12 protein-coding genes and 2 rRNA genes are annotated in these 18,520 nt (G+C 65.2%); 7 read left to right on the forward strand and 7 right to left on the reverse strand.

Annotation, left to right across the window (positions count from 1 at the left end):
• Positions 1–22: 22 nt before the first annotated feature.
• The 3 genes from K3U94_RS10395 to K3U94_RS10405 are packed head-to-tail and all read right to left on the reverse strand — an operon-like array spanning position 23 to position 2,949.
• Positions 23–685, reverse strand: a complete 663-nt coding sequence (locus K3U94_RS10395) for a biliverdin-producing heme oxygenase (protein WP_220696409.1) — start codon at positions 683–685, stop codon at positions 23–25.
• Entirely contained in the window at positions 663–2,171 is a 1,509-nt protein-coding gene (locus K3U94_RS10400) for a PPE family protein (protein ID WP_220696410.1), read from the reverse strand. Before K3U94_RS10400 ends, K3U94_RS10395 begins: the two co-directional genes overlap by 23 nt.
• A 10-nt stretch (positions 2,172–2,181) precedes the next feature.
• A complete protein-coding gene (locus K3U94_RS10405) occupies positions 2,182–2,949 on the reverse strand; it encodes a siderophore-interacting protein (RefSeq protein ID WP_220696411.1) in 768 nt (255 codons plus the stop codon).
• Between the two features lie 126 nt (positions 2,950–3,075).
• On the opposite strand from K3U94_RS10405, the gene K3U94_RS10410 reads away from it, so the two are divergent.
• Positions 3,076–3,729, forward strand: coding sequence for a M15 family metallopeptidase (locus K3U94_RS10410; RefSeq protein ID WP_220696757.1), 654 nt, complete (start codon positions 3,076–3,078; stop codon positions 3,727–3,729).
• Between the two features lie 185 nt (positions 3,730–3,914).
• Here K3U94_RS10410 and K3U94_RS10415 read toward each other — a convergent pair whose 3' ends face one another.
• Positions 3,915–5,696 (reverse strand): ABC-F family ATP-binding cassette domain-containing protein, encoded by a 1,782-nt coding sequence (locus tag K3U94_RS10415; protein WP_220696412.1) that lies wholly within the window; start codon positions 5,694–5,696, stop codon positions 3,915–3,917.
• A 70-nt stretch (positions 5,697–5,766) separates the two neighbouring features.
• On the opposite strand from K3U94_RS10415, the gene K3U94_RS10420 reads away from it, so the two are divergent.
• Both K3U94_RS10420 and K3U94_RS10425 read left to right on the forward strand, forming a co-directional pair.
• Positions 5,767–8,796, forward strand: coding sequence for an acyl-CoA synthetase (locus K3U94_RS10420; RefSeq protein ID WP_220696413.1), 3,030 nt, complete (start codon positions 5,767–5,769; stop codon positions 8,794–8,796).
• Positions 8,793–9,017, forward strand: coding sequence for a Trm112 family protein (locus K3U94_RS10425; protein ID WP_220696414.1), 225 nt, complete (start codon positions 8,793–8,795; stop codon positions 9,015–9,017). Before K3U94_RS10420 ends, K3U94_RS10425 begins: the two co-directional genes overlap by 4 nt.
• Here K3U94_RS10425 and K3U94_RS10430 read toward each other — a convergent pair.
• From K3U94_RS10430 to K3U94_RS10440, 3 genes are read right to left on the reverse strand one after another with little or no spacing between them, the layout of a single operon-like run.
• A complete protein-coding gene (locus K3U94_RS10430) occupies positions 8,983–9,603 on the reverse strand; it encodes a TetR/AcrR family transcriptional regulator (protein WP_220696415.1) in 621 nt (206 codons plus the stop codon). The two genes, K3U94_RS10425 and K3U94_RS10430, sit on opposite strands and share 35 nt — an antisense overlap.
• Positions 9,603–10,433 carry an ABC transporter permease gene (locus tag K3U94_RS10435; RefSeq protein WP_220696416.1) on the reverse strand — a complete coding sequence of 277 codons (831 nt, stop codon included), beginning with the start codon at positions 10,431–10,433 and terminating at the stop codon, positions 9,603–9,605. Before K3U94_RS10435 ends, K3U94_RS10430 begins: the two co-directional genes overlap by 1 nt.
• The gene (locus K3U94_RS10440) at positions 10,367–11,125 is read right to left on the reverse strand and encodes an ABC transporter ATP-binding protein (RefSeq protein WP_220696417.1); all 759 of its coding nucleotides are present in this window, start codon (positions 11,123–11,125) and stop codon (positions 10,367–10,369) included. The genes K3U94_RS10435 and K3U94_RS10440 overlap by 67 nt, the downstream gene beginning before the upstream one ends.
• 69 nt (positions 11,126–11,194) lie before the next feature.
• On the opposite strand from K3U94_RS10440, the gene K3U94_RS10445 reads away from it, so the two are divergent.
• The 4 genes from K3U94_RS10445 to K3U94_RS10460 all read left to right on the forward strand — a co-directional run bounded on the left by K3U94_RS10445 (position 11,195) and on the right by K3U94_RS10460 (position 18,514).
• On the forward strand, positions 11,195–11,806 hold the full coding sequence (locus K3U94_RS10445; RefSeq protein WP_047320970.1) for a DNA-3-methyladenine glycosylase: 612 nt from the start codon (positions 11,195–11,197) through the stop codon (positions 11,804–11,806).
• Between the two features lie 17 nt (positions 11,807–11,823).
• Positions 11,824–13,092: a tyrosine--tRNA ligase gene (gene tyrS / locus K3U94_RS10450; RefSeq protein WP_220696418.1), complete on the forward strand. Its 1,269-nt coding sequence runs from the start codon at positions 11,824–11,826 to the stop codon at positions 13,090–13,092.
• 403 nt (positions 13,093–13,495) lie between these two features.
• Positions 13,496–15,030 (forward strand): 16S ribosomal RNA (locus tag K3U94_RS10455).
• A 357-nt stretch (positions 15,031–15,387) separates the two neighbouring features.
• Positions 15,388–18,514 (forward strand): 23S ribosomal RNA (locus tag K3U94_RS10460).
• The 16S and 23S rRNA genes sit together here, the layout of an rRNA operon.
• The last annotated feature ends 6 nt before the right edge of the window (positions 18,515–18,520 follow it).

Consider the following 18,520-nt stretch of genomic DNA (forward strand, 5'->3'; position numbering starts at 1 on the left):
GACCGCGGGCCCACCGACGGACTCAGGATTCGCGGTAATAGGACGCCAGGTTCTGGGCCAGCTCGTCGAACAAGTCCTGGTTCAGGCCGAACGCGAGCCTGACCTCATCGACCACGCGAGCGATTTCGTCGGGCGCCAGGCCGAGCCCGTCGAGACGGGCACGGTAGGCGTCCTTGTACGGTTTCGCCCGCACCGGGAACTCGTAGAACGACAGGCCGGCGCCGCCGAGCTCGAACGTGCGGTCCAGCACGCGTCCGATCGCCTGGCCGCCGGAGAGATCCCCGAGGTAGCGCGTGTAGTGGTGGGCCAGCAAGTCGCTGTTCGAGGCGGCCGCAATCCGGTCGCAATAGGCCTGCGCGGCGGGTGAATCGACATCCGCGACGGGCCCCCCGGCCCAGAACTGCAGGTCGGCCTCGATCGCCGACAGCCGTTCCAGCGCAGGGTCGTACACCGACGCGACGAGTGCGTCGTCACGTCGCGCCCGCACCGCGGCCTCCAGTGCGGCGTAGACCCTCCGCAACCGCAACAAGTAGTCGACGTAGCCCTGTTCGTTGACCTTGCCGCTCATCAGTTCTGACACAAACGGCGAGGCCTCGGCAGCGTCGTGTGCCGCTTGCGATCCTTCCCGCATTGCGGTGGACAGTGATCGGACGGCATCGGGTTCAACCGGGGCCTTCAGCGGCATGCTGTGATCCGTTCCCTTCTTCGCGGGTGCTTTGGCTGGTCCAGCTTCCCGGCATCATCGGGGTGGTGGCCCCGTTGCCGAATGCATCTTCCGCCAGCGTAGTGAGTCCGGCCGGGTCCGCCAGTCCAGACTTCGCCGTAGCCCCGGTCGATCCGATCGTCACGCTGCCCGATGCGCTGACCCGCATCTGGTGCACCGGGACAGGCGCAGCGGGCGTCTCGTCGTCCATGGTGATGAACTCGTAGCGATAGCCACGGGCTTTGACCTCGGCGCCGCGGCGTCTGCGAGTCCTGGATTTTCTGCCGGACGCAGCCACTGCCGCTGCGTCTACGGCTTCACTCGCGCTCCTCGAACGGCGTGACGCCTCCGCGGCCCGCTGCTGCATCGGTGGGCCGAAGCCCACGCCGGGGCCGCCGCCGGCAACCGCGTAGTACAGCGGTGGGGCGCCGGTAGCCGGAGGCGGATTCGGCACCGGCGGTGCCGGCGCGGTGGCCGTGCTTGCGGGCGCCGGAGCCGGAGCGGGAGGAGTGGACAGCGCAGACGCCGGGGGAGTCGGAACCATGACCGCAGCCGGCAGATTCTGGGGCGTGACCACGGGCGGTAGCTCCAAGGCGGGGGGTACCTGGGCCAGGTAGGCGAGCCCGGACAATCCCAATGCGATCGGGATCGCCGACGATCCTGCTGCCGGCGCCATGATGGCGGCGTAGATCGGCGTTCCCATCACGCCGAAGGTTGCCGCGTAGGCGAAGAGGTAGAACAACGGCATCCAGGTGGTGACGGCCGCCGCCGGGTCGGCCGCAAAATCCATGATGACCTGAATCAGGGTGCCGAGCGGATCGGCAAGTACCTGTTTGAGCATGCGGTACATGCTGCTGAAGTGCTCGGACCACGACAGCCATTCCTCGATGGGGTCGGTGAAGGCGGCGGACCCCGCCTCACCGACACCCGGCTCGAGGACAGACGGTGCCGGCGCCGTCTGCGGTGTTGATGCCACGGTCGCTGCGGAGACGGCCTGATACACGCTCATGGTCGTCGCGGCCTGCAGCCACATCCGGATGTAGTCCGCCTCGGTGACCGCGATCGGGATCGCGTTGACACCGAAGAAGTTTGTCGCCACCAAGACGCCCAACGTCGCGCGGTTGGCGGCCAGCTCGGCCACGGTCGGCATGGCTGCCAGAGCCGCGGTGTAGGAGCCGGCCGCAGTCTGGAGCTGGGCGGCCGCACTGGCGCTGTTCGCACCGGCCTGCATCAGCCAGGTCAGGTAGGGCACATGTGCGGCAAGGTAGCGCGTCGCGCCCTGGCCCTCCCACGTCCCGGCCTGCACGGCGCCCAGAATTGTCGTGAGTTCGGCTGCAGCCGTGGTGTATTCGCTGCTCAGTGCGGTCCAGGCATCGGCAGCTGCCAGCAGTGTCCCGGCACCCACCCCGCTGCTGAGCAGGGTGGAGTGCACCTCAGGGGGCAACGCCATCCAAATGGGTGTGGTCATGATCGCGGGCTCACTCCATGCCGGTACGGCCGGGCGTCCAGAAAGGTTTGGTACGGATGCGGCGTCGATCCCAGCCACGTTCGGTGATCAGGATTTTTCGCAGAGTCTGGATGGTGCGGGCCTCACCGGCGAGGTAAGCGACGCCGGGATGGTCGGGCAGGTCGAGGGCGCGCAGGGCGTCAGCGAGGACGGCGGAGTTCGCGGCCGAGGCGTCGCCGCGCTCGACGTGGGTCACCGGCCGGGTGAGGGGAAGGTGGTCGGCCTCGGTGGCCGCCTCGATGACGCCGTAGACCTCCGCGTCGGGCCGCAGCGACCGCAGCATTGCGGCGAACGCGACCGACGCCGTCTCCTCCCCGACGAACACGTGGTAGGCAGCGTCGCGGTGTACGACGAAGTTGCCCTGCGGCCGGGTGAAATCGACGTGGTCCCCGAGGGCCGCTCCCGTCGCCCATCGCCGGGCAGGCGTCACGGCGTCTTGGTCGTAGCCGTGTTGGCACATCACGATGTCGAGCGTTCCGGCGTCGGGATCCGCGTCGTAGATGGAATAGCTGCGCAGTGCGTCGTGGGGATGCAGCCGCAGCACGGAATCGAGTAGACCGGCGACCTGCAGACGGACATGCTGGCCCGGTGTCCAGGTCAGGCCCCGCAGGCGCGGACCGGTGAAACGGATGCGGCGCATCGTCGGCGTCAGCTGTTCGATCTCCCCGACGGTTGCGGACAGAAACAGGGCGTCGCGCAGGGTGCTGACGAGCGGTAACGAGTCGAGGAGCGGTGCCACGGCGGTCTCCCGTAAGTCGAATAAGATTAGGTATGCCTTACCTAAGCGGCGACAGTAGCAGATCTGGCGCTGCGCTAGCGTGAATGGATCAACGGCAGCCGAAGAATCTTGACCGCGTGGCGCCTGATGGCGGCGATCGCGCTCTGCGGGCTGCTGCCGCAGTGCACCGGTGGCGCACCGCCGGCACCCACATCGGCAGCACCCTCGCCGCGGAATGTCGCTCCCGAACCCGCCACCGTCACCGGCGTCACCGCCGCCGAACTCGGCCCGACCTGGCACCCCGGCTGCCCGGTTACCCCCGCGCAGCTGCGGCGCGTCACGCTGACCCACCTCGGCTTCGACGACCGGCCGCACCGCGGCGAACTGATCGTGAACCAGGAGCTGGTTTCGCAGGTCATCGAGGTATTCGAGCGGCTCTACCGGCTGGAGTTCCCGATCGAGCGGATGCAACCGGTGGCGCACTACCGGGGCGGCGACGACGAGCTGTCGATGGAGGACAACAACACCTCGGCGTTCAACTGCCGGCGCATCCCGGGCTCCGGCAACTGGGCGCTACACGCCTATGGCCGTGCCATCGACGTCAACCCGCTGCTGAATCCGTCGGTCGACCACGGAAAATTCGAGCCGCGCAACGCGAAGGTGTACCTGGACCGCCGTCGGATCGAGCCGGGCCTGCTGCATGCCGGTGACGCCGCGGTCCGCGTCTTCACCGACGCCGGGTGGCGTTGGGGCGGCAACTGGAAGTCGCCGGTGGATTATCAGCACTTCGAGCGGCGCTGACGCGACGAAAAGTCACACCTGCCACATTGGCACCGTCAACCGACCATGCACCGACGTTGAAAAGGGATGTCGCCGGCGATATCACCGCCGCGGCGCCGGCCGACTGCTAGCGCATGCGCTATCCAAATCGACAACGCCCACATGCTTCTCTCGCGTTACCGGCGGGACTCATGTGACGAAAGCGGTTACTCCACGAGCTCCGAGAGCTCCAACCAACGGCCCTCCTGCTCGGCCACCTCGGCCTCGAGTGCCCTCAGCTCCCGGGTGAGCTCCGCCAGGCCCACATGATCGGACTGGTCGTAGTCGGCCAGCTGGTGATGTTTGGCCTCGATCTGCTCGGCCAGCCGGGCCAGCCGGCGATCGACGGCGGCCAGATCCTTCTGTGCCGCACGCAGTTCCGCTCCGGACAGCGGCCCGGGGGCATCGGCGGCCGCGGCCACGGGCCGCGACACCGGTGCGCGACGGGCGTCGGCGGCCAGCTGTAGGTATTCGTCGACACCGCCCGGCAGGTGGCGCAGTTGCCCGTCCAGGATCGCGTATTGGTTGTCGGTCACCCGCTCCAGCAGATACCGGTCATGGGAGACCACGATCAAGGTGCCCGGCCAGGAGTCCAACAGGTCCTCGGTCGCGGTCAGCATGTCGGTGTCGACGTCGTTGGTGGGCTCGTCGAGCACCAGCACGTTCGGCTCGGCGAGCAAGGTGAGCATCAACTGCAGCCGCCGCTGCTGCCCGCCGGAGAGCTCGCCCACCCGCGCCGACAGCTGAGCGCTGCCGAACCCGAGCCGCTCCAACAGCTGCGCGGGCGTCATCTCCTTGCCGTCGACCTGATAGTCGTTGCGCAGCCGGCCCAGCACGTCGGCCACCCGGTCTTGCGCGAGCGTCGCCAACTCCGCCGACTGCTGGTCCAACATGCCCAGTCGCACCGTCTTGCCGCGCTTGACCCGGCCGCTGTCCGGCACCACCGTGCCGGCGATCAGACCGAGCAGGGTGGATTTCCCAGCACCGTTGGCGCCGACGATCCCGGTGCGCTCACCGGGGCCGATCCGCCATTCGACGTCGCGCAGCACCGGTTTGCCGTCAAAAGTCACCGACACATCGAGCAGGTCGATGACGTCCTTGCCCAGCCGCGCGGTCGCCAGCTTCATCAGCTCGACGTCGTTGCGCAGCGGCGGGACGTCGGCGATCAGTGCGTTGGCCGCCTCGATGCGGAACTTCGGCTTGGACGTGCGGGCCGGTGCCCCACGTCGCAGCCAGGCCAACTCCTTGCGTAACAGGTTCTGCCGCCTGGCCTCACTGGCCGCGGCCATCCGATCGCGCTCCACCCGCTGCAGGACGTAAGCCGCGTAGCCGCCCTGGAACGGCTCCACGATGCGGTCGTGCACCTCCCAGGTGGTGGTGGCCACTTCGTCGAGAAACCACCGGTCGTGGGTGACCACCAGCAGGCCGCCGCTGTTGCGGGCCCAGCGCTGCTGAAGATGCCGGGCCAGCCAGGTGATCCCCTCCACGTCGAGGTGGTTGGTCGGCTCGTCGAGGCAGATCACATCCCACTCGCCGATCAGCAACGCCGCCAACTGCACTCGTCGGCGCTGTCCGCCGGACAGCTCGGAGATGGTTGCGTCCCACGAGATGTCGGAGACCAAGCCCTCGACCACGTCACGGATCCGTGGGTCAGACGCCCATTCGTGGTCGGCTTGCTCACCGACCAATGACGCCCCCAACGTGCTGTCCGGGTCGAGGGTGTCGGCCTGGTCCAGCAACCCGACTCGCAGACCGCTGCGCCGGGTGACGCGGCCCGAATCCGGGGTCGCGGCGCCGGCCAGCAGGCGCAGCAGCGACGATTTTCCGTCCCCGTTGCGGCCGACGATCCCGATCCGGGCGCCGTCGTTCACCCCAAGGGTGACTGAGTCCAACACCACACCGGTGGCGTACCGCAGGTGAAGGGCCTCGGCTCCGAGCAGGTGTGCCACTGCAGGAACGGTACTGCCTGCCCCTCGCCGAATGGTGAACCAGCCGGACCTACGGTGCTGATGTGCCAGAATGTGCACGTCATTCCAGGATCGAGCGCGAAGTAGGGGAGCTGCGGTGGATCTGAACTTGTCGGCCATTACCCGGCCGGTCGAGTGGCTGATGGCCACCGCACAGAACGGCCTGGAGGTGCTGCGCTGGGGCGGCCTGGAGACCGGAACGGTGCCGTCACCGTTCCAGATCGTCGAGAGCACCCCGATGTACAAGCTGCGGCGGTACTTCCCGCCGGACAACCGGCCGGGGCAACCGCAGCCCGGACCGCCGGTGCTGCTGGTGCACCCGATGATGATGTCGGCAAACATGTGGGACGTCACACACGATGAGGGCGCGGTCGGCATTCTGCACGACGCCGGGGTGGACCCGTGGGTGATCGACTTCGGTTCACCGGACCAGATCGAAGGCGGCATGCGCCGCAATCTGGCCGACCACATCGTCGGCCTGAGCCAGGCCATCGACACCGTCGCCGAGGCCACCGGGCGCGACGTGCACCTGGCCGGCTACTCCCAGGGCGGCATGTTCGCCTATCAGACCGGGGCATACCGGCATTCGAAGAACATCGCCAGCATCATCGCGTTCGGTTCGCCGGTGGACACCCTGGCCGCGCTGCCGATGGGCCTGCCGCCCAACCTGGCCTCCGGTGTCGCCGGTTTCATGGCCGACCACGTCTTCAACCGGCTGGACATCTCGGGATGGCAGGCGCGTGTCGGCTTTCAGATGATGGACCCGCTCAAGACGGCGAAGGCGCGGATGGACTTCCTGCGTCAGCTGCACGACCGGGAGGCCCTGCTGCCCCGCGAGGCGCAGCGGCGGTTCCTGGAGTCCGAGGGCTGGATCGCCTGGTCGGGTCCGGCGATCTCCGAGCTGCTCAAGCAGTTCATCGCCCACAACCGGATGATGACCGGTGGTTTCGCCATCAACGGTCAACTGGTCACGCTCGCCGACATCACCTGCCCGGTGCTGGCATTCGTCGGCGAGGTCGACGACATCGGCCAGCCGGCGGCCGTCCGCGGGATCCGCCGCGCCGCGCCGGATGCCAAGGTCTTCGAATATCTGCTGCGGGCGGGCCACTTCGGTCTGGTGGTGGGCTCCAAGGCCGCCGAGCTGACCTGGCCGACCGTGGCGCGCTGGGTGCTGTGGCAGTCCGGGATGGGCCCGCAGCCACCAGGAGTGGCACTGATGTCCGCGCAGCCATCCGAGGGCGCCAAGCGCGGCGTCGCGATGACGTCACGGATCGCGCACGGGCTGGGGGAGGCCTCCGAGGTCGCGTTGACACTGGCGCGCGGAGCCGCGGACGCCATGGTGGCGGCGCAGAAATCGGTGCGCACCATGGCGGTTGAGACCGCCCGCACGCTGCCCCGGCTGGCTCGGCTGGGACAGATCAACGACCACACCCGAATCTCGCTGGGCCGCATCATCGATGAGCAGGCCGCCGACTCACCCAACGGCGAATTCCTGTTGTTCGACGGTCGGGTACACACCTACGAGGCGGTCAACAAGCGCATCGACAACGTCGTCCGCGGCCTGATCGACGTCGGGGTGCGTCAAGGCGTGCACGTCGGCGTGCTGATGGCCACCCGGCCCAGCGCCCTGGTCGCGATCGCGGCGTTGTCCCGGCTGGGCGCGGTGGCCGTGCTGATGCCCACCGACGGAGACCTGCTGCCCGCGGCTCGCCTGGGCGGCATCTCCGACATCATCGTCGACCCGGACACTCTCGAGCTGGCCGGCGCGGCCGCCCGCGAACTGGACTGCCAGGTGCTGGTGCTCGGCGGTGGTGAAGCCCGCGACCTGGACCTGCCCACCGACATCGACGTCGTCGACATGGAGCAGATCGACCCGGACGCCGTCGAACTGCCCGGCTGGTACCGGCCGAACCCGGGCTTCGCCCGCGACCTGGCATTCGTGGCTTTCGGCAACGCGGCCGGCGAGCTGGTGGCCAAGCAGATCACCAACTTCCGCTGGGCGCTCTCGGCGTTCGGCACCGCGTCGACGGCGGCCCTGGGCGCAGGCGACACGGTGTACTGCCTCACGCCGCTGCACCACGAGTCCGGGCTGCTGGTCAGTCTCGGCGGTGCGGTGGTCGGCGGCGCCCGCATCGCGCTGTCACGTGGCCTGAACCCGGACCGGTTCGTCGCCGAAATTCGCCAGTACGGCGTCAGCGTGGTGTCCTACACCTGGGCGATGCTGGGCGAGGTCATCGACGACCCGAACTTCGTCTTGCAGGGCAACCACCCGGTCCGGCTGTTCATCGGTTCCGGTATGCCCGTCGGCCTGTGGAACCGGGTCACCGAGGCGTTCGCGCCGGCCCACGTCGTCGAGTTCTTCGCCACCAAGGACGGTCAGGCCGTGCTGGCCAACGTGTCCGGCGCCAAGGTCGGCAGCAAGGGACGCCCGCTGCCCGGTGCGGTGGATGTGGAGCTGGCCGCCTACGACTGCGACCACGACCTGATTCTCGAGGACGACCGGGGTTTCGTGCGGGTCGCCGAGACCGACGAAGTCGGTGTGCTGCTGGCCAAACCCCGCGGACCGATCGACCCGTCGGCCTCGGTCAAGCGGGGGGTGTTCGCGCCGGCCGACACCTGGATCTCCACGGAGTTCTTGTTCCGGCGCGACGCCGACGGTGACTACTGGCTGGTCGGCGGCCGCGCGTCCAGCGTCCGTACCGACCGGGGCATCGCGTTCCCGGTGGTCATCACCGATGCGCTCGGTGCTGTCACCGGCGTCGACCTGGCGGTGACCTATCGGGTGCCGACCGAGGGGGCGGACCTTGTGGTGTCGGCGGTGACGGTGCAGCCGGGCGCCACCATCACCGCCGCCGACCTCAGCGAGGCGGTGGCAGCTCTTCCCTCCGGCGTCGGTCCTGACGTCATCCACGTGGTGCCGGACCTGCAGCTGAGCACGGTGTACCGCCCGGTCGTCGGCGCGCTGCGCGAGGCCGGAATGCCCAAGGCCGGACGCAACGCCTGGTACTTCGATGCCACCAGTCGACAGTTCAAGCGGCTGACGGCCGCGGTGCGTGCCGAACTGGCCGGTGGCCGGCGATGATCGCCCACGACCTGTTGGACATCCTGGTCTGCCCGGCCGACCGCGGCCCGCTGCTGTTGGTGCAGCGTTCCGGCGCCCAGGTGCTCTACAACCCGCGTCTGCACCGGGCCTACCGCATCGACGACGGCATTCCGGTGCTGCTGGTCGATGAGGCCGAGGACGTCGGCGACGACGAGCACGCCCTGCTCATTGCCCAGGCGGGCCCGGCAGATCCCCGGTGAGATAACGCTGCAGGGTGGGAGCGATCATCGCCACGACCTCCTGCGCCGGCAACGAGGCGATCGGCTCCAGCCCGACGATGTAGCGGGCTACCACGACGCCCATCAACTGGCTTGCGGCGAACTCGGCCCGCAGTACTCCGGTTCCGGCCGGTTCGTCGATGCGCGGGGAGAGTTCGGCGATCACGATGTCGCGAAAGAACGATCGGGCCAGCGGCACCTCGGTCCCGGTGAGCATCGACCGCATTGCCGCGATCAGACCGGTGCCGGCCTGCGAATCCCACAGTGGCAGCAGCAGTTCGGGCAGGGTGCGCCCGAGTTGCTCGACCGGTGTCTCCCGCAGCGGCCCCAGCACCACCATCGGATCGATCGGCAGCGCGACCGCGGCGGCGAACAGCTGTTGCTTGGTGCCGTGGTAGTGGTGCACCAGCGCCGCGTCGACGCCCGCTTGAGCGGCCACCGCCCGGATGGAGGTGTTCGCGAAACCGTTGCGGGCGAATAGCTCTCGGGCCGCAGCCAGGATCCTGTCGCGGGTGTCGGAGGCACCCGACGGGCGACCCGGTTTACGGCTGTGCGGCGCGATGGCCATCACGGCGTCCGTCGCCGTAGCGTGACCGCGGCCAATCCCAGTGCCGCGACCGCGAACGCCAGCACGATGACGATGTCGCGCACCGCGACACCGGTCAGTTCCGGGTGGGCGCCCACCTGCTGCAGTGCTTCGAGTGCATAGCTGGCCGGCATCGCGTTGCTCAACCACTGCAGCCACCCGGGCATCGCCGCGCGCGGCACGATGATCCCGGCCAGCAACAGTTGCGGCACCATCACCAGCGGAATGAACTGCACGGCCTGAAATTCGGTGCGGGCGAACGCACTGCACAGCAGGCCCAGCCCGACACCGAGCACCGCGTTGATGATCGCGATCGCGAACACCCAGGCCGGGCTGCCCACGGTGTGGAAACCGAGCAGCCAGAACGCGACAACACACGCCAGACTGGCCTGGGCGGCCGCCGCGACCGAGAACGCCGTTCCGTAGGCGGCGAGCAGGTCGCCCCGGCGCAGCGGGGTGGTCAAGATGCGCTCCAGGGTTCCCGAGGCGCGTTCGCGCTGCATGGTGATTGCGGTGATGACGAACATCAAGAACAGCGGAAACAGGCCCAGCATGACCAGGCACGCCGCATTGAATGGCGACGGCGTGCCCGGCGGGTGCGCGGCGTTGCCGAACATGAAGTACATCAGCGTGATGACCAGGCTGGGCACCAGCAGAATCATCGCGACACTGCGCCGGTCACCGGCGAGCTGGCGCAGGATTCGCAGTGTGGTGGCCACGAAGGGCCGCAACTGCAGGAATCCGGTCAGCCGGCTCGGGGCGCGGTGGTGCGCCGGATGATGGACAGGAACGCTTCCTCCATCGCTCGACATCCGGTCTCCTCTCGCAGTCGCCTCGGGGTGGTGCGCGCCAGCAGCCAGCCCTCGCGCATCAGCAGCAGATCGCCGCAGTGCTCGGCCTCGTCCATCACATGACTGGACACCAGCAACGTGGCGCCGCGCCGGGCCAGCGCCGCGAACTGCTGCCAGAGCTCGGCGCGCAGCACCGGGTCCAGGCCGATCGTCGGCTCGTCGAGCACCAGCAGGTCCGGCCGGCCGACCAATGCGCAGGCCAGCGAGACGCGGGCGCGCTGCCCACCGGACAGGTTGGCGCAGTAGTCGCCGCGGTGCTTCTGCAGGTCCACCGATTCGATCGCGTCGTCCGCGTCGCGGGCGTCGACCCCGGCGAGCGCGGCGAAGTACCGCACGTTGTCGATCACCCGCAGGTCGTCGTAGATCGTGGCCCGCTGCGGCATGTAGCCGACCCGATGGCGCAGCACGGGGGAGCCGGCCGGGCTGCCCAGCACCTCGACCCGGCCGTCGGTGATGAGTTGAGTGCCCACGATGCAACGCATCAGCGTGGTCTTTCCGCAGCCAGATGGCCCGAGCAGGCCGGTGATGGTGCCCGGGGCGATCTGCACGGAGAGGTCGTGCAGTACCGGCCTTTTGCCCCGCACCACCCGCAGATGATCGATCGCGATGGCCGGACCCGAACCCGAGAATTCATCACGCGATGAAATCATCATGTGATGAATAGTCTGCCCGGGACGACGCCCTGTCAAGGGCGGTCGGGGACTCACGGCAGAATCTCCAGCGTGAGTGCTGCCGGGCTTGCCGTCGACCCGCTCGCGGCTGCCCGGCGGTTGCTCGGCGCCACCCTCACCTGTCGCGGCGTCAATGCCACCATCGTCGAAGTGGAGGCCTACGGCGGTGTGCCCGACGGGCCGTGGCCCGACCCGGCGGCGCATTCCTACCGCGGTCCCACTGCGCGCAACACGGTGATGTTCGGCCCGCCCGGGCATCTTTACACCTACCGCAGCTACGGCATGCACATCTGCGCCAACGTGGTCTGCGGCCCGGACGGGACGGCCGCCGCGGTGCTGCTGCGGGCCGCGGTGGTGGACGAGGGGGAGTCGCTGGCGCGGGTTCGCCGCGGCGACGCCGTGCCGGGCGTGGCATTGGCTCGCGGTCCGGGGAATCTGTGTTCCGCGTTGGGAATCACTATGGAAGACAACGGGATCGACTTGTTCGACCCGTGCAGTCCGGTGCGGCTGCGGCTCGGCGGGCCGCTCACGGCGCTGACCGGACCGCGGGTGGGCGTCAGCCAGGCCGCCGACCGGCCATGGCGGCTGTGGGCGCCCGGGACGCCCGAGGTTTCGGTCTACCGACGCAGCCCGCGGGCACCGGCGCCGGGCGCCTCGGACTGATCCGGGAAAATCGACCCATGCCGACGACGATTCTCGACGAGCTGACCTGGCGCGGGCTGATCGCCCAGTCGACTGACCTGGACGCCCTGACTGCCGACGTGACGAACGGGCCGATCACGGTGTACGCCGGATTCGACCCGACCGCGCCCAGCCTGCACGCCGGAAACCTGGTGCCGCTGCTGGCGTTGCGCCGATTCCAGCGGGCCGGACACCGGCCCATCGTGCTGGCCGGCGGCGCCACCGGGCTCATCGGCGACCCCCGGGACAGCGGCGAACGCACCCTGAACACCGCCGACACCGTGGCCGAGTGGTCCGAGCGGATCCGCGGTCAGCTGGAGCGGTTCGTCGACTTCGACGACGGCCCGACCGGCGCGGTGGTGGTGAACAACCTGGACTGGACCGCGCCGCTGTCGGCGGTGGAATTCCTGCGTGACGTGGGCAAACACTTCTCGGTCAACGTGATGCTGGACCGCGACACCATCCGGCGCCGACTCGACGAGGGCATCTCCTACACCGAGTTCAGCTACATGCTGTTGCAGGCGAACGACTACGTGCAGCTGTATCAGCGGTACGGCTGTTCGCTGCAGATCGGCGGCTCGGATCAGTGGGGCAACATCATCGCCGGGGTCCGGCTGGTTCGCCAGAAACTGGGCGCGACCGTGCACGCGTTGACCGTGCCCCTGGTCACCGCCGCCGACGGCACCAAGTTCGGCAAGTCCACCGGCGGCGGCAGCCTGTGGCTGGATCCGGAGATGACCAGCCCGTACGCCTGGTACCAGTACTTCTTCAACACCGCCGACGCCGACGTGATCCGCTACCTGCGCTGGTTCACCTTCCTGTCGGCCGAGGAGCTGGCCGCGCTGGAGGAGGCGACGGCGGAGCGCCCGCACGAGCGTGCCGCCCAGCGCGCGTTGGCCCGGGAGTTCACCACGCTGGTGCATGGGGAAGCAGCCACCGAGGCGGTCGAGTTGGCCAGCCAGGCGCTGTTCGGCCGCGGTGAGCTGACCCGCTTGGACGAGTCCACCCTGACCGCGGCACTACGGGAGACCTCGGTGGCGCAGTTGGAGCCCGGAGCTGCCGACGGAATTGTCGACCTGTTGGTCGCGACCGGTCTGTCGGCGAGTCGGGGCGCGGCCCGGCGCACTATCGGTGAGGGCGGCGTCTCAGTGAACAACGTCCGCGTCGACAGCGAGGAATGGACGCCGCAGCCGGAGCATTTCCTGCACGGCCGGTGGCTGGTGCTGCGCCGCGGCAAGCGCAACGTGGCGGGGGTCGAACGGGTCTAGACCAGGCCGGGAGGCAGGCCGGTGGGCTGTGCGAGTTGATCTTGAACCGCTTGAAAAGGGCCTGCTAGCAGCGGATTTGACTCCCAGTTTCACCTCGCGTAACTTTATCGACGTCGCCGCGACACGGCCAAGCCGGGGGAGCGCGACAAGCCCGCGGAATCGACAGAGATTCAGATGCGATTCCGGGGGTTTTCGTCTGCCCGCACTGCCAATACGCGGCTTTTAGCCGCGGGTTGTCTGCGCGTTCAGATGGGCGTGTTGTTTGAGAACTCAATAGTGTGTTTGGTGGTTTTTGTTTGTTGTTGTTTTTGCCATGCCTCTGGCGCCCCGTGTTGGGGGTGTGGTGTTGTTTTTTGTCGGTTTTTCGGAACTGATGTTTTGGGATTGTTTCCAAATTGGTTTTTGTTTGGAGAGTTTGATCCTGGCTCAGGACGAACGCTGGCGGCGTGCTTAACACATGCAAGTCGAACGGAAAGGCCCTTTCGGGGGTACTCGAGTGGCGAACGGGTGAGTAACACGTGGGTGATCTGCCCTGCACTTTGGGATAAGCCTGGGAAACTGGGTCTAATACCGAATAGGACCGCATGCTTCATGGTGTGTGGTGGAAAGCTTTTGCGGTGTGGGATGGGCCCGCGGCCTATCAGCTTGTTGGTGGGGTAATGGCCTACCAAGGCGACGACGGGTAGCCGGCCTGAGAGGGTGTCCGGCCACACTGGGACTGAGATACGGCCCAGACTCCTACGGGAGGCAGCAGTGGGGAATATTGCACAATGGGCGCAAGCCTGATGCAGCGACGCCGCGTGGGGGATGACGGCCTTCGGGTTGTAAACCTCTTTCAGTATCGGCGAAGCTCCGGGATTTTTCTTGGGGTGACGGTAGGTACAGAAGAAGCACCGGCCAACTACGTGCCAGCAGCCGCGGTAATACGTAGGGTGCGAGCGTTGTCCGGAATTACTGGGCGTAAAGAGCTCGTAGGTGGTTTGTCACGTTGTCCGTGAAAACTCACAGCTTAACTGTGGGCGTGCGGGCGATACGGGCAGACTGGAGTACTGTAGGGGAGACTGGAATTCCTGGTGTAGCGGTGGAATGCGCAGATATCAGGAGGAACACCGGTGGCGAAGGCGGGTCTCTGGGCAGTAACTGACGCTGAGGAGCGAAAGCGTGGGGAGCGAACAGGATTAGATACCCTGGTAGTCCACGCCGTAAACGGTGGGTACTAGGTGTGGGTTTCCTTCCTTTAGGGATCCGTGCCGTAGCTAACGCATTAAGTACCCCGCCTGGGGAGTACGGCCGCAAGGCTAAAACTCAAAGGAATTGACGGGGGCCCGCACAAGCGGCGGAGCATGTGGATTAATTCGATGCAACGCGAAGAACCTTACCTGGGTTTGACATGCACAGGACGCCAGCAGAGATGTTGGTTCCCTTGTGGCCTGTGTGCAGGTGGTGCATGGCTGTCGTCAGCTCGTGTCGTGAGATGTTGGGTTAAGTCCCGCAACGAGCGCAACCCTTGTCTCATGTTGCCAGCACGTTATGGTGGGGACTCGTGAGAGACTGCCGGGGTCAACTCGGAGGAAGGTGGGGATGACGTCAAGTCATCATGCCCCTTATGTCCAGGGCTTCACACATGCTACAATGGCCGGTACAAAGGGCTGCGATCCCGTGAGGGTTAGCGAATCCTTTAAAGCCGGTCTCAGTTCGGATTGGGGTCTGCAACTCGACCCCATGAAGTCGGAGTCGCTAGTAATCGCAGATCAGCAACGCTGCGGTGAATACGTTCCCGGGCCTTGTACACACCGCCCGTCACGTCATGAAAGTCGGTAACACCCGAAGCCGGTGGCCTAACCCTTGTGGAGGGAGCCGTCGAAGGTGGGATCGGCGATTGGGACGAAGTCGTAACAAGGTAGCCGTACCGGAAGGTGCGGCTGGATCACCTCCTTTCTAAGGAGCACCATATTCCCCCGTTCCTCACATGGGTGAGGGTGATGCGGTTGGGAGATTTTTCGCCGGCGCCTGTAGTGGGTTGTTCGGTGGTGCAGATTAATTTGAACGACAACAGCTTTGATCACCAACCGGCGCGGCCTCTTCGGGGGTGGTGTCGGCCGGCTTTGTCTGGGCACACTGTTGGGTCCTGAGGCAACAGGCCCGTTTGTTGCTCCCTTGGTGGGGGTGGGTGTGTTGTCGCTCCATCTTGGTGGTGGGGTGTGGTGTTTGTTTTGTGGATAGTGGTTGCGAGCATCTAACAAGCAAGGCTGGTGTCTTGTTTGTTTTGCAATTTTTGTTTCTTGGTTTTTGTGTTTGTAAGTGTTTAAGGGCGCATGGTGGATGCCTTGGCATCGAGAGCCGATGAAGGACGTGGGAGGCTGCGATATGCCTCGGGGAGCTGCCAACCGAGCGTGGATCCGAGGATGTCCGAATGGGGAAACCCGGCACGAGTGATGTCGTGTCACCCGCTGGTGAATGTATAGCTGGTGGGGAGGTAACGCGGGGAAGTGAAACATCTCAGTACCCGTAGGAAGAGAAAACAAAATGTGATTCCGTGAGTAGTGGCGAGCGAAAGCGGAGGATGGCTAAACCGTATGCATGTGATACCGGGTAGGGGTTGTGTGTGCGGGGTTGTGGGAGTGTTGTGTCCGGTTCTACCTGGCCGGAGGGCAGTGAGAAAGTGTTGTGGTTAGCGGAAGTGGCCTGGGATGGTCTGCCGTAGACGGTGAGAGCCCGGTACGTGAAAACCCGATACCTGCCTTGCGATGTTTCCCGAGTAGCAGCGGGCCCGTGGAATCTGCTGTGAATCTGCCGGGACCACCCGGTAAGCCTGAATACTACTCGATGACCGATAGCGGATTAGTACCGTGAGGGAATGGTGAAAAGTACCCCGGGAGGGGAGTGAAATAGTACCTGAAACCATGTGCCTACAATCCGTCAGAGCCCTCCCTTGTGGTGGGGTGATGGCGTGCCTTTTGAAGAATGAGCCTGCGAGTCACCGGCACGTCGCGAGGTTAACCCGTGTGGGGTAGCCGCAGCGAAAGCGAGTCTGAATAGGGCGTATCCAATCCGTTGGGGTTGGTGTAGTGGCGTGTTGTGGACCCGAAGCGGAGTGATCTACCCATGGCCAGGGTGAAGCGCGGGTAAGACCGCGTGGAGGCCCGAACCCACTTAGGTTGAAGACTGAGGGGATGAGTTGTGGGTAGGGGTGAAAGGCCAATCAAACTCCGTGATAGCTGGTTCTCCCCGAAATGCATTTAGGTGCAGCGTTGCGTGTTTCTCACCGGAGGTAGAGCTACTGGATGGCCGATGGGCCCTACTAGGTTACTGACGTCAGCCAAACTCCGAATGCCGGTGAGTGTAAGCGTGGCAGTGAGACGGCGGGGGATAAGCTCCGTGCGTCGAGAGGGAAACAGCCCAGATCGCTTGCGGCTAAGGCCCCAAAGCGTGTGCTAAGTGGAAAAGGATGTGCAGTCGCTTAGACAACCAGGAGGTTGGCTTAGAAGCAGCCACCCTTGAAAGAGTGCGTAATAGCTCACTGGTCAAGTGATTGTGCGCCGATAATGTAGCGGGGCTCAAGCACACCGCCGAAGCCGCGGCAATACGTCAAGTATTGGGTAGGGGAGCGTCCTGCATCCGGTGAAGCCACAGAGTGATCTAGTGGTGGAGGGTGTGGGAGTGAGAATGCAGGCATGAGTAGCGATGAGGCAAGTGAGAACCTTGCCCGCCGAAAGACCAAGGGTTCCTGGGCCAGGCCAGTCCTCCCAGGGTGAGTCGGGACCTAAGGCGAGGCCGACAGGCGTAGTCGATGGACAACGGGTTGATATTCCCGTACCCGTGTGTGCGCGCCCATGATGAATCAGTGGTACTAACCACCCAAAACCATGGTTACTTCGATCCCTTCGGGGTGAGGGGGACTGTGGGGCTGCGTGGGACCTTCGCTGGTAGTAGTCAAGCGATGGGGTGACGCAGGAAGGTAGCCGTACCAGTCAGTGGTAATACTGGGGCAAGCCCGTAGGACGAGATCTAGGCAAATCCGGGTCTCATGAGTCCGAGAGGTGATGCATAGCCGATTGCGGCGAATTCGGTGATCCTATGCTGCCGAGAAAAGCCTCTAGCGAGCACACACACGGCCCGTACCCCAAACCAACACAGGTGGTCAGGTAGAGAATACCAAGGCGTACGAGTGAACTATGGTTAAGGAACTCGGCAAAATACCCCCGTAACTTCGGGAGAAGGGGGACCCTCATACCGTCATGGCCTTTACGGCCGGCAGCGGGAGGGGGTCGCAGAAACCAGTGAGAAGCGACTGTTTACTAAAAACACAGGTCCGTGCGAAGTCGCAAGACGATGTATACGGACTGACGCCTGCCCGGTGCTGGAAGGTTAAGAGGACCGGTTAACCCTTCGGGGTGAAGCTGAGAATTTAAGCCCCAGTAAACGGCGGTGGTAACTATAACCATCCTAAGGTAGCGAAATTCCTTGTCGGGTAAGTTCCGACCTGCACGAATGGCGTAACGACTTCTCAACTGTCTCAACCATAGACTCGGCGAAATTGCATTACGAGTAAAGATGCTCGTTACGCGCGGCAGGACGAAAAGACCCCGGGACCTTCACTATAGCTTGGTATTGATGTTCGATGCGGTTTGTGTAGGATAGGTGGGAGACTGTGAAACCCGCACGCCAGTGTGGGTGGAGTCGTTGTTGAAATACCACTCTGATCGTATTGGACCTCTAACTTCGAACCATGAAGCTGGTTCAGGGACAGTGCCTGGTGGGTAGTTTAACTGGGGCGGTTGCCTCCTAAAATGTAACGGAGGCGCCCAAAGGTTCCCTCAACCTGGACGGCAATCAGGTGTTGAGTGTAAGTGCACAAGGGAGCTTGACTGTAAGACTGACACGTCAAACAGGGACGAAAGTCGGGACTAGTGATCCGGCACCCCCGAGTGGAAGGGGTGTCGCTCAACGGATAAAAGGTACCCCGGGGATAACAGGCTGATCTTCCCCAAGAGTCCATATCGACGGGATGGTTTGGCACCTCGATGTCGGCTCGTCGCATCCTGGGGCTGGAGCAGGTCCCAAGGGTTGGGCTGTTCGCCCATTAAAGCGGCACGCGAGCTGGGTTTAGAACGTCGTGAGACAGTTCGGTCTCTATCCGCCGCGCGCGTCAGAATCTTGAGGAAACCTGTCCCTAGTACGAGAGGACCGGGACGGACGAACCTCTGGTATACCAGTTGTTCCACCAGGAGCACGGCTGGATAGCCACGTTCGGACAGGATAACCGCTGAAAGCATCTAAGCGGGAAACCTACTCCAAGACCAGGATTCTCACCCTTTTAGAGGGATAAGGCCCCCCGCAGACCACGGGATCGATAGACCAGACCTGGAAGCACCGCAAGGTGTGCAGGGAACTGGCACTAACCGGCCGAAAACTTACCAACACACAA

Source organism: Mycolicibacter heraklionensis (assembly GCF_019645815.1).
GTDB classification, from domain to species: Bacteria; Actinomycetota; Actinomycetes; order Mycobacteriales; family Mycobacteriaceae; genus Mycobacterium; species Mycobacterium heraklionense.

Excerpts from the sequence above, each read along its gene's own strand:
- K3U94_RS10440 (WP_220696417.1), bottom strand. The coding sequence starts at position 11,125 with ATGATGATTTCATCGCGTGATGAATTCTCGGGTTCGGGTCCGGCCATC.
- K3U94_RS10395 (WP_220696409.1), bottom strand. The coding sequence starts at position 685 with ATGCCGCTGAAGGCCCCGGTTGAACCCGATGCCGTCCGATCACTGTCC.
- K3U94_RS10410 (WP_220696757.1), top strand. The coding sequence starts at position 3,076 with ATGGCGGCGATCGCGCTCTGCGGGCTGCTGCCGCAGTGCACCGGTGGC.
- K3U94_RS10400 (WP_220696410.1), bottom strand. The coding sequence starts at position 2,171 with ATGACCACACCCATTTGGATGGCGTTGCCCCCTGAGGTGCACTCCACC.
- K3U94_RS10425 (WP_220696414.1), top strand. The coding sequence starts at position 8,793 with ATGATCGCCCACGACCTGTTGGACATCCTGGTCTGCCCGGCCGACCGC.
- tyrS (WP_220696418.1), top strand. The coding sequence starts at position 11,824 with ATGCCGACGACGATTCTCGACGAGCTGACCTGGCGCGGGCTGATCGCC.
- K3U94_RS10435 (WP_220696416.1), bottom strand. The coding sequence starts at position 10,433 with ATGTCGAGCGATGGAGGAAGCGTTCCTGTCCATCATCCGGCGCACCAC.
- K3U94_RS10430 (WP_220696415.1), bottom strand. The coding sequence starts at position 9,603 with ATGGCCATCGCGCCGCACAGCCGTAAACCGGGTCGCCCGTCGGGTGCC.
- K3U94_RS10420 (WP_220696413.1), top strand. The coding sequence starts at position 5,767 with ATGTGCACGTCATTCCAGGATCGAGCGCGAAGTAGGGGAGCTGCGGTG.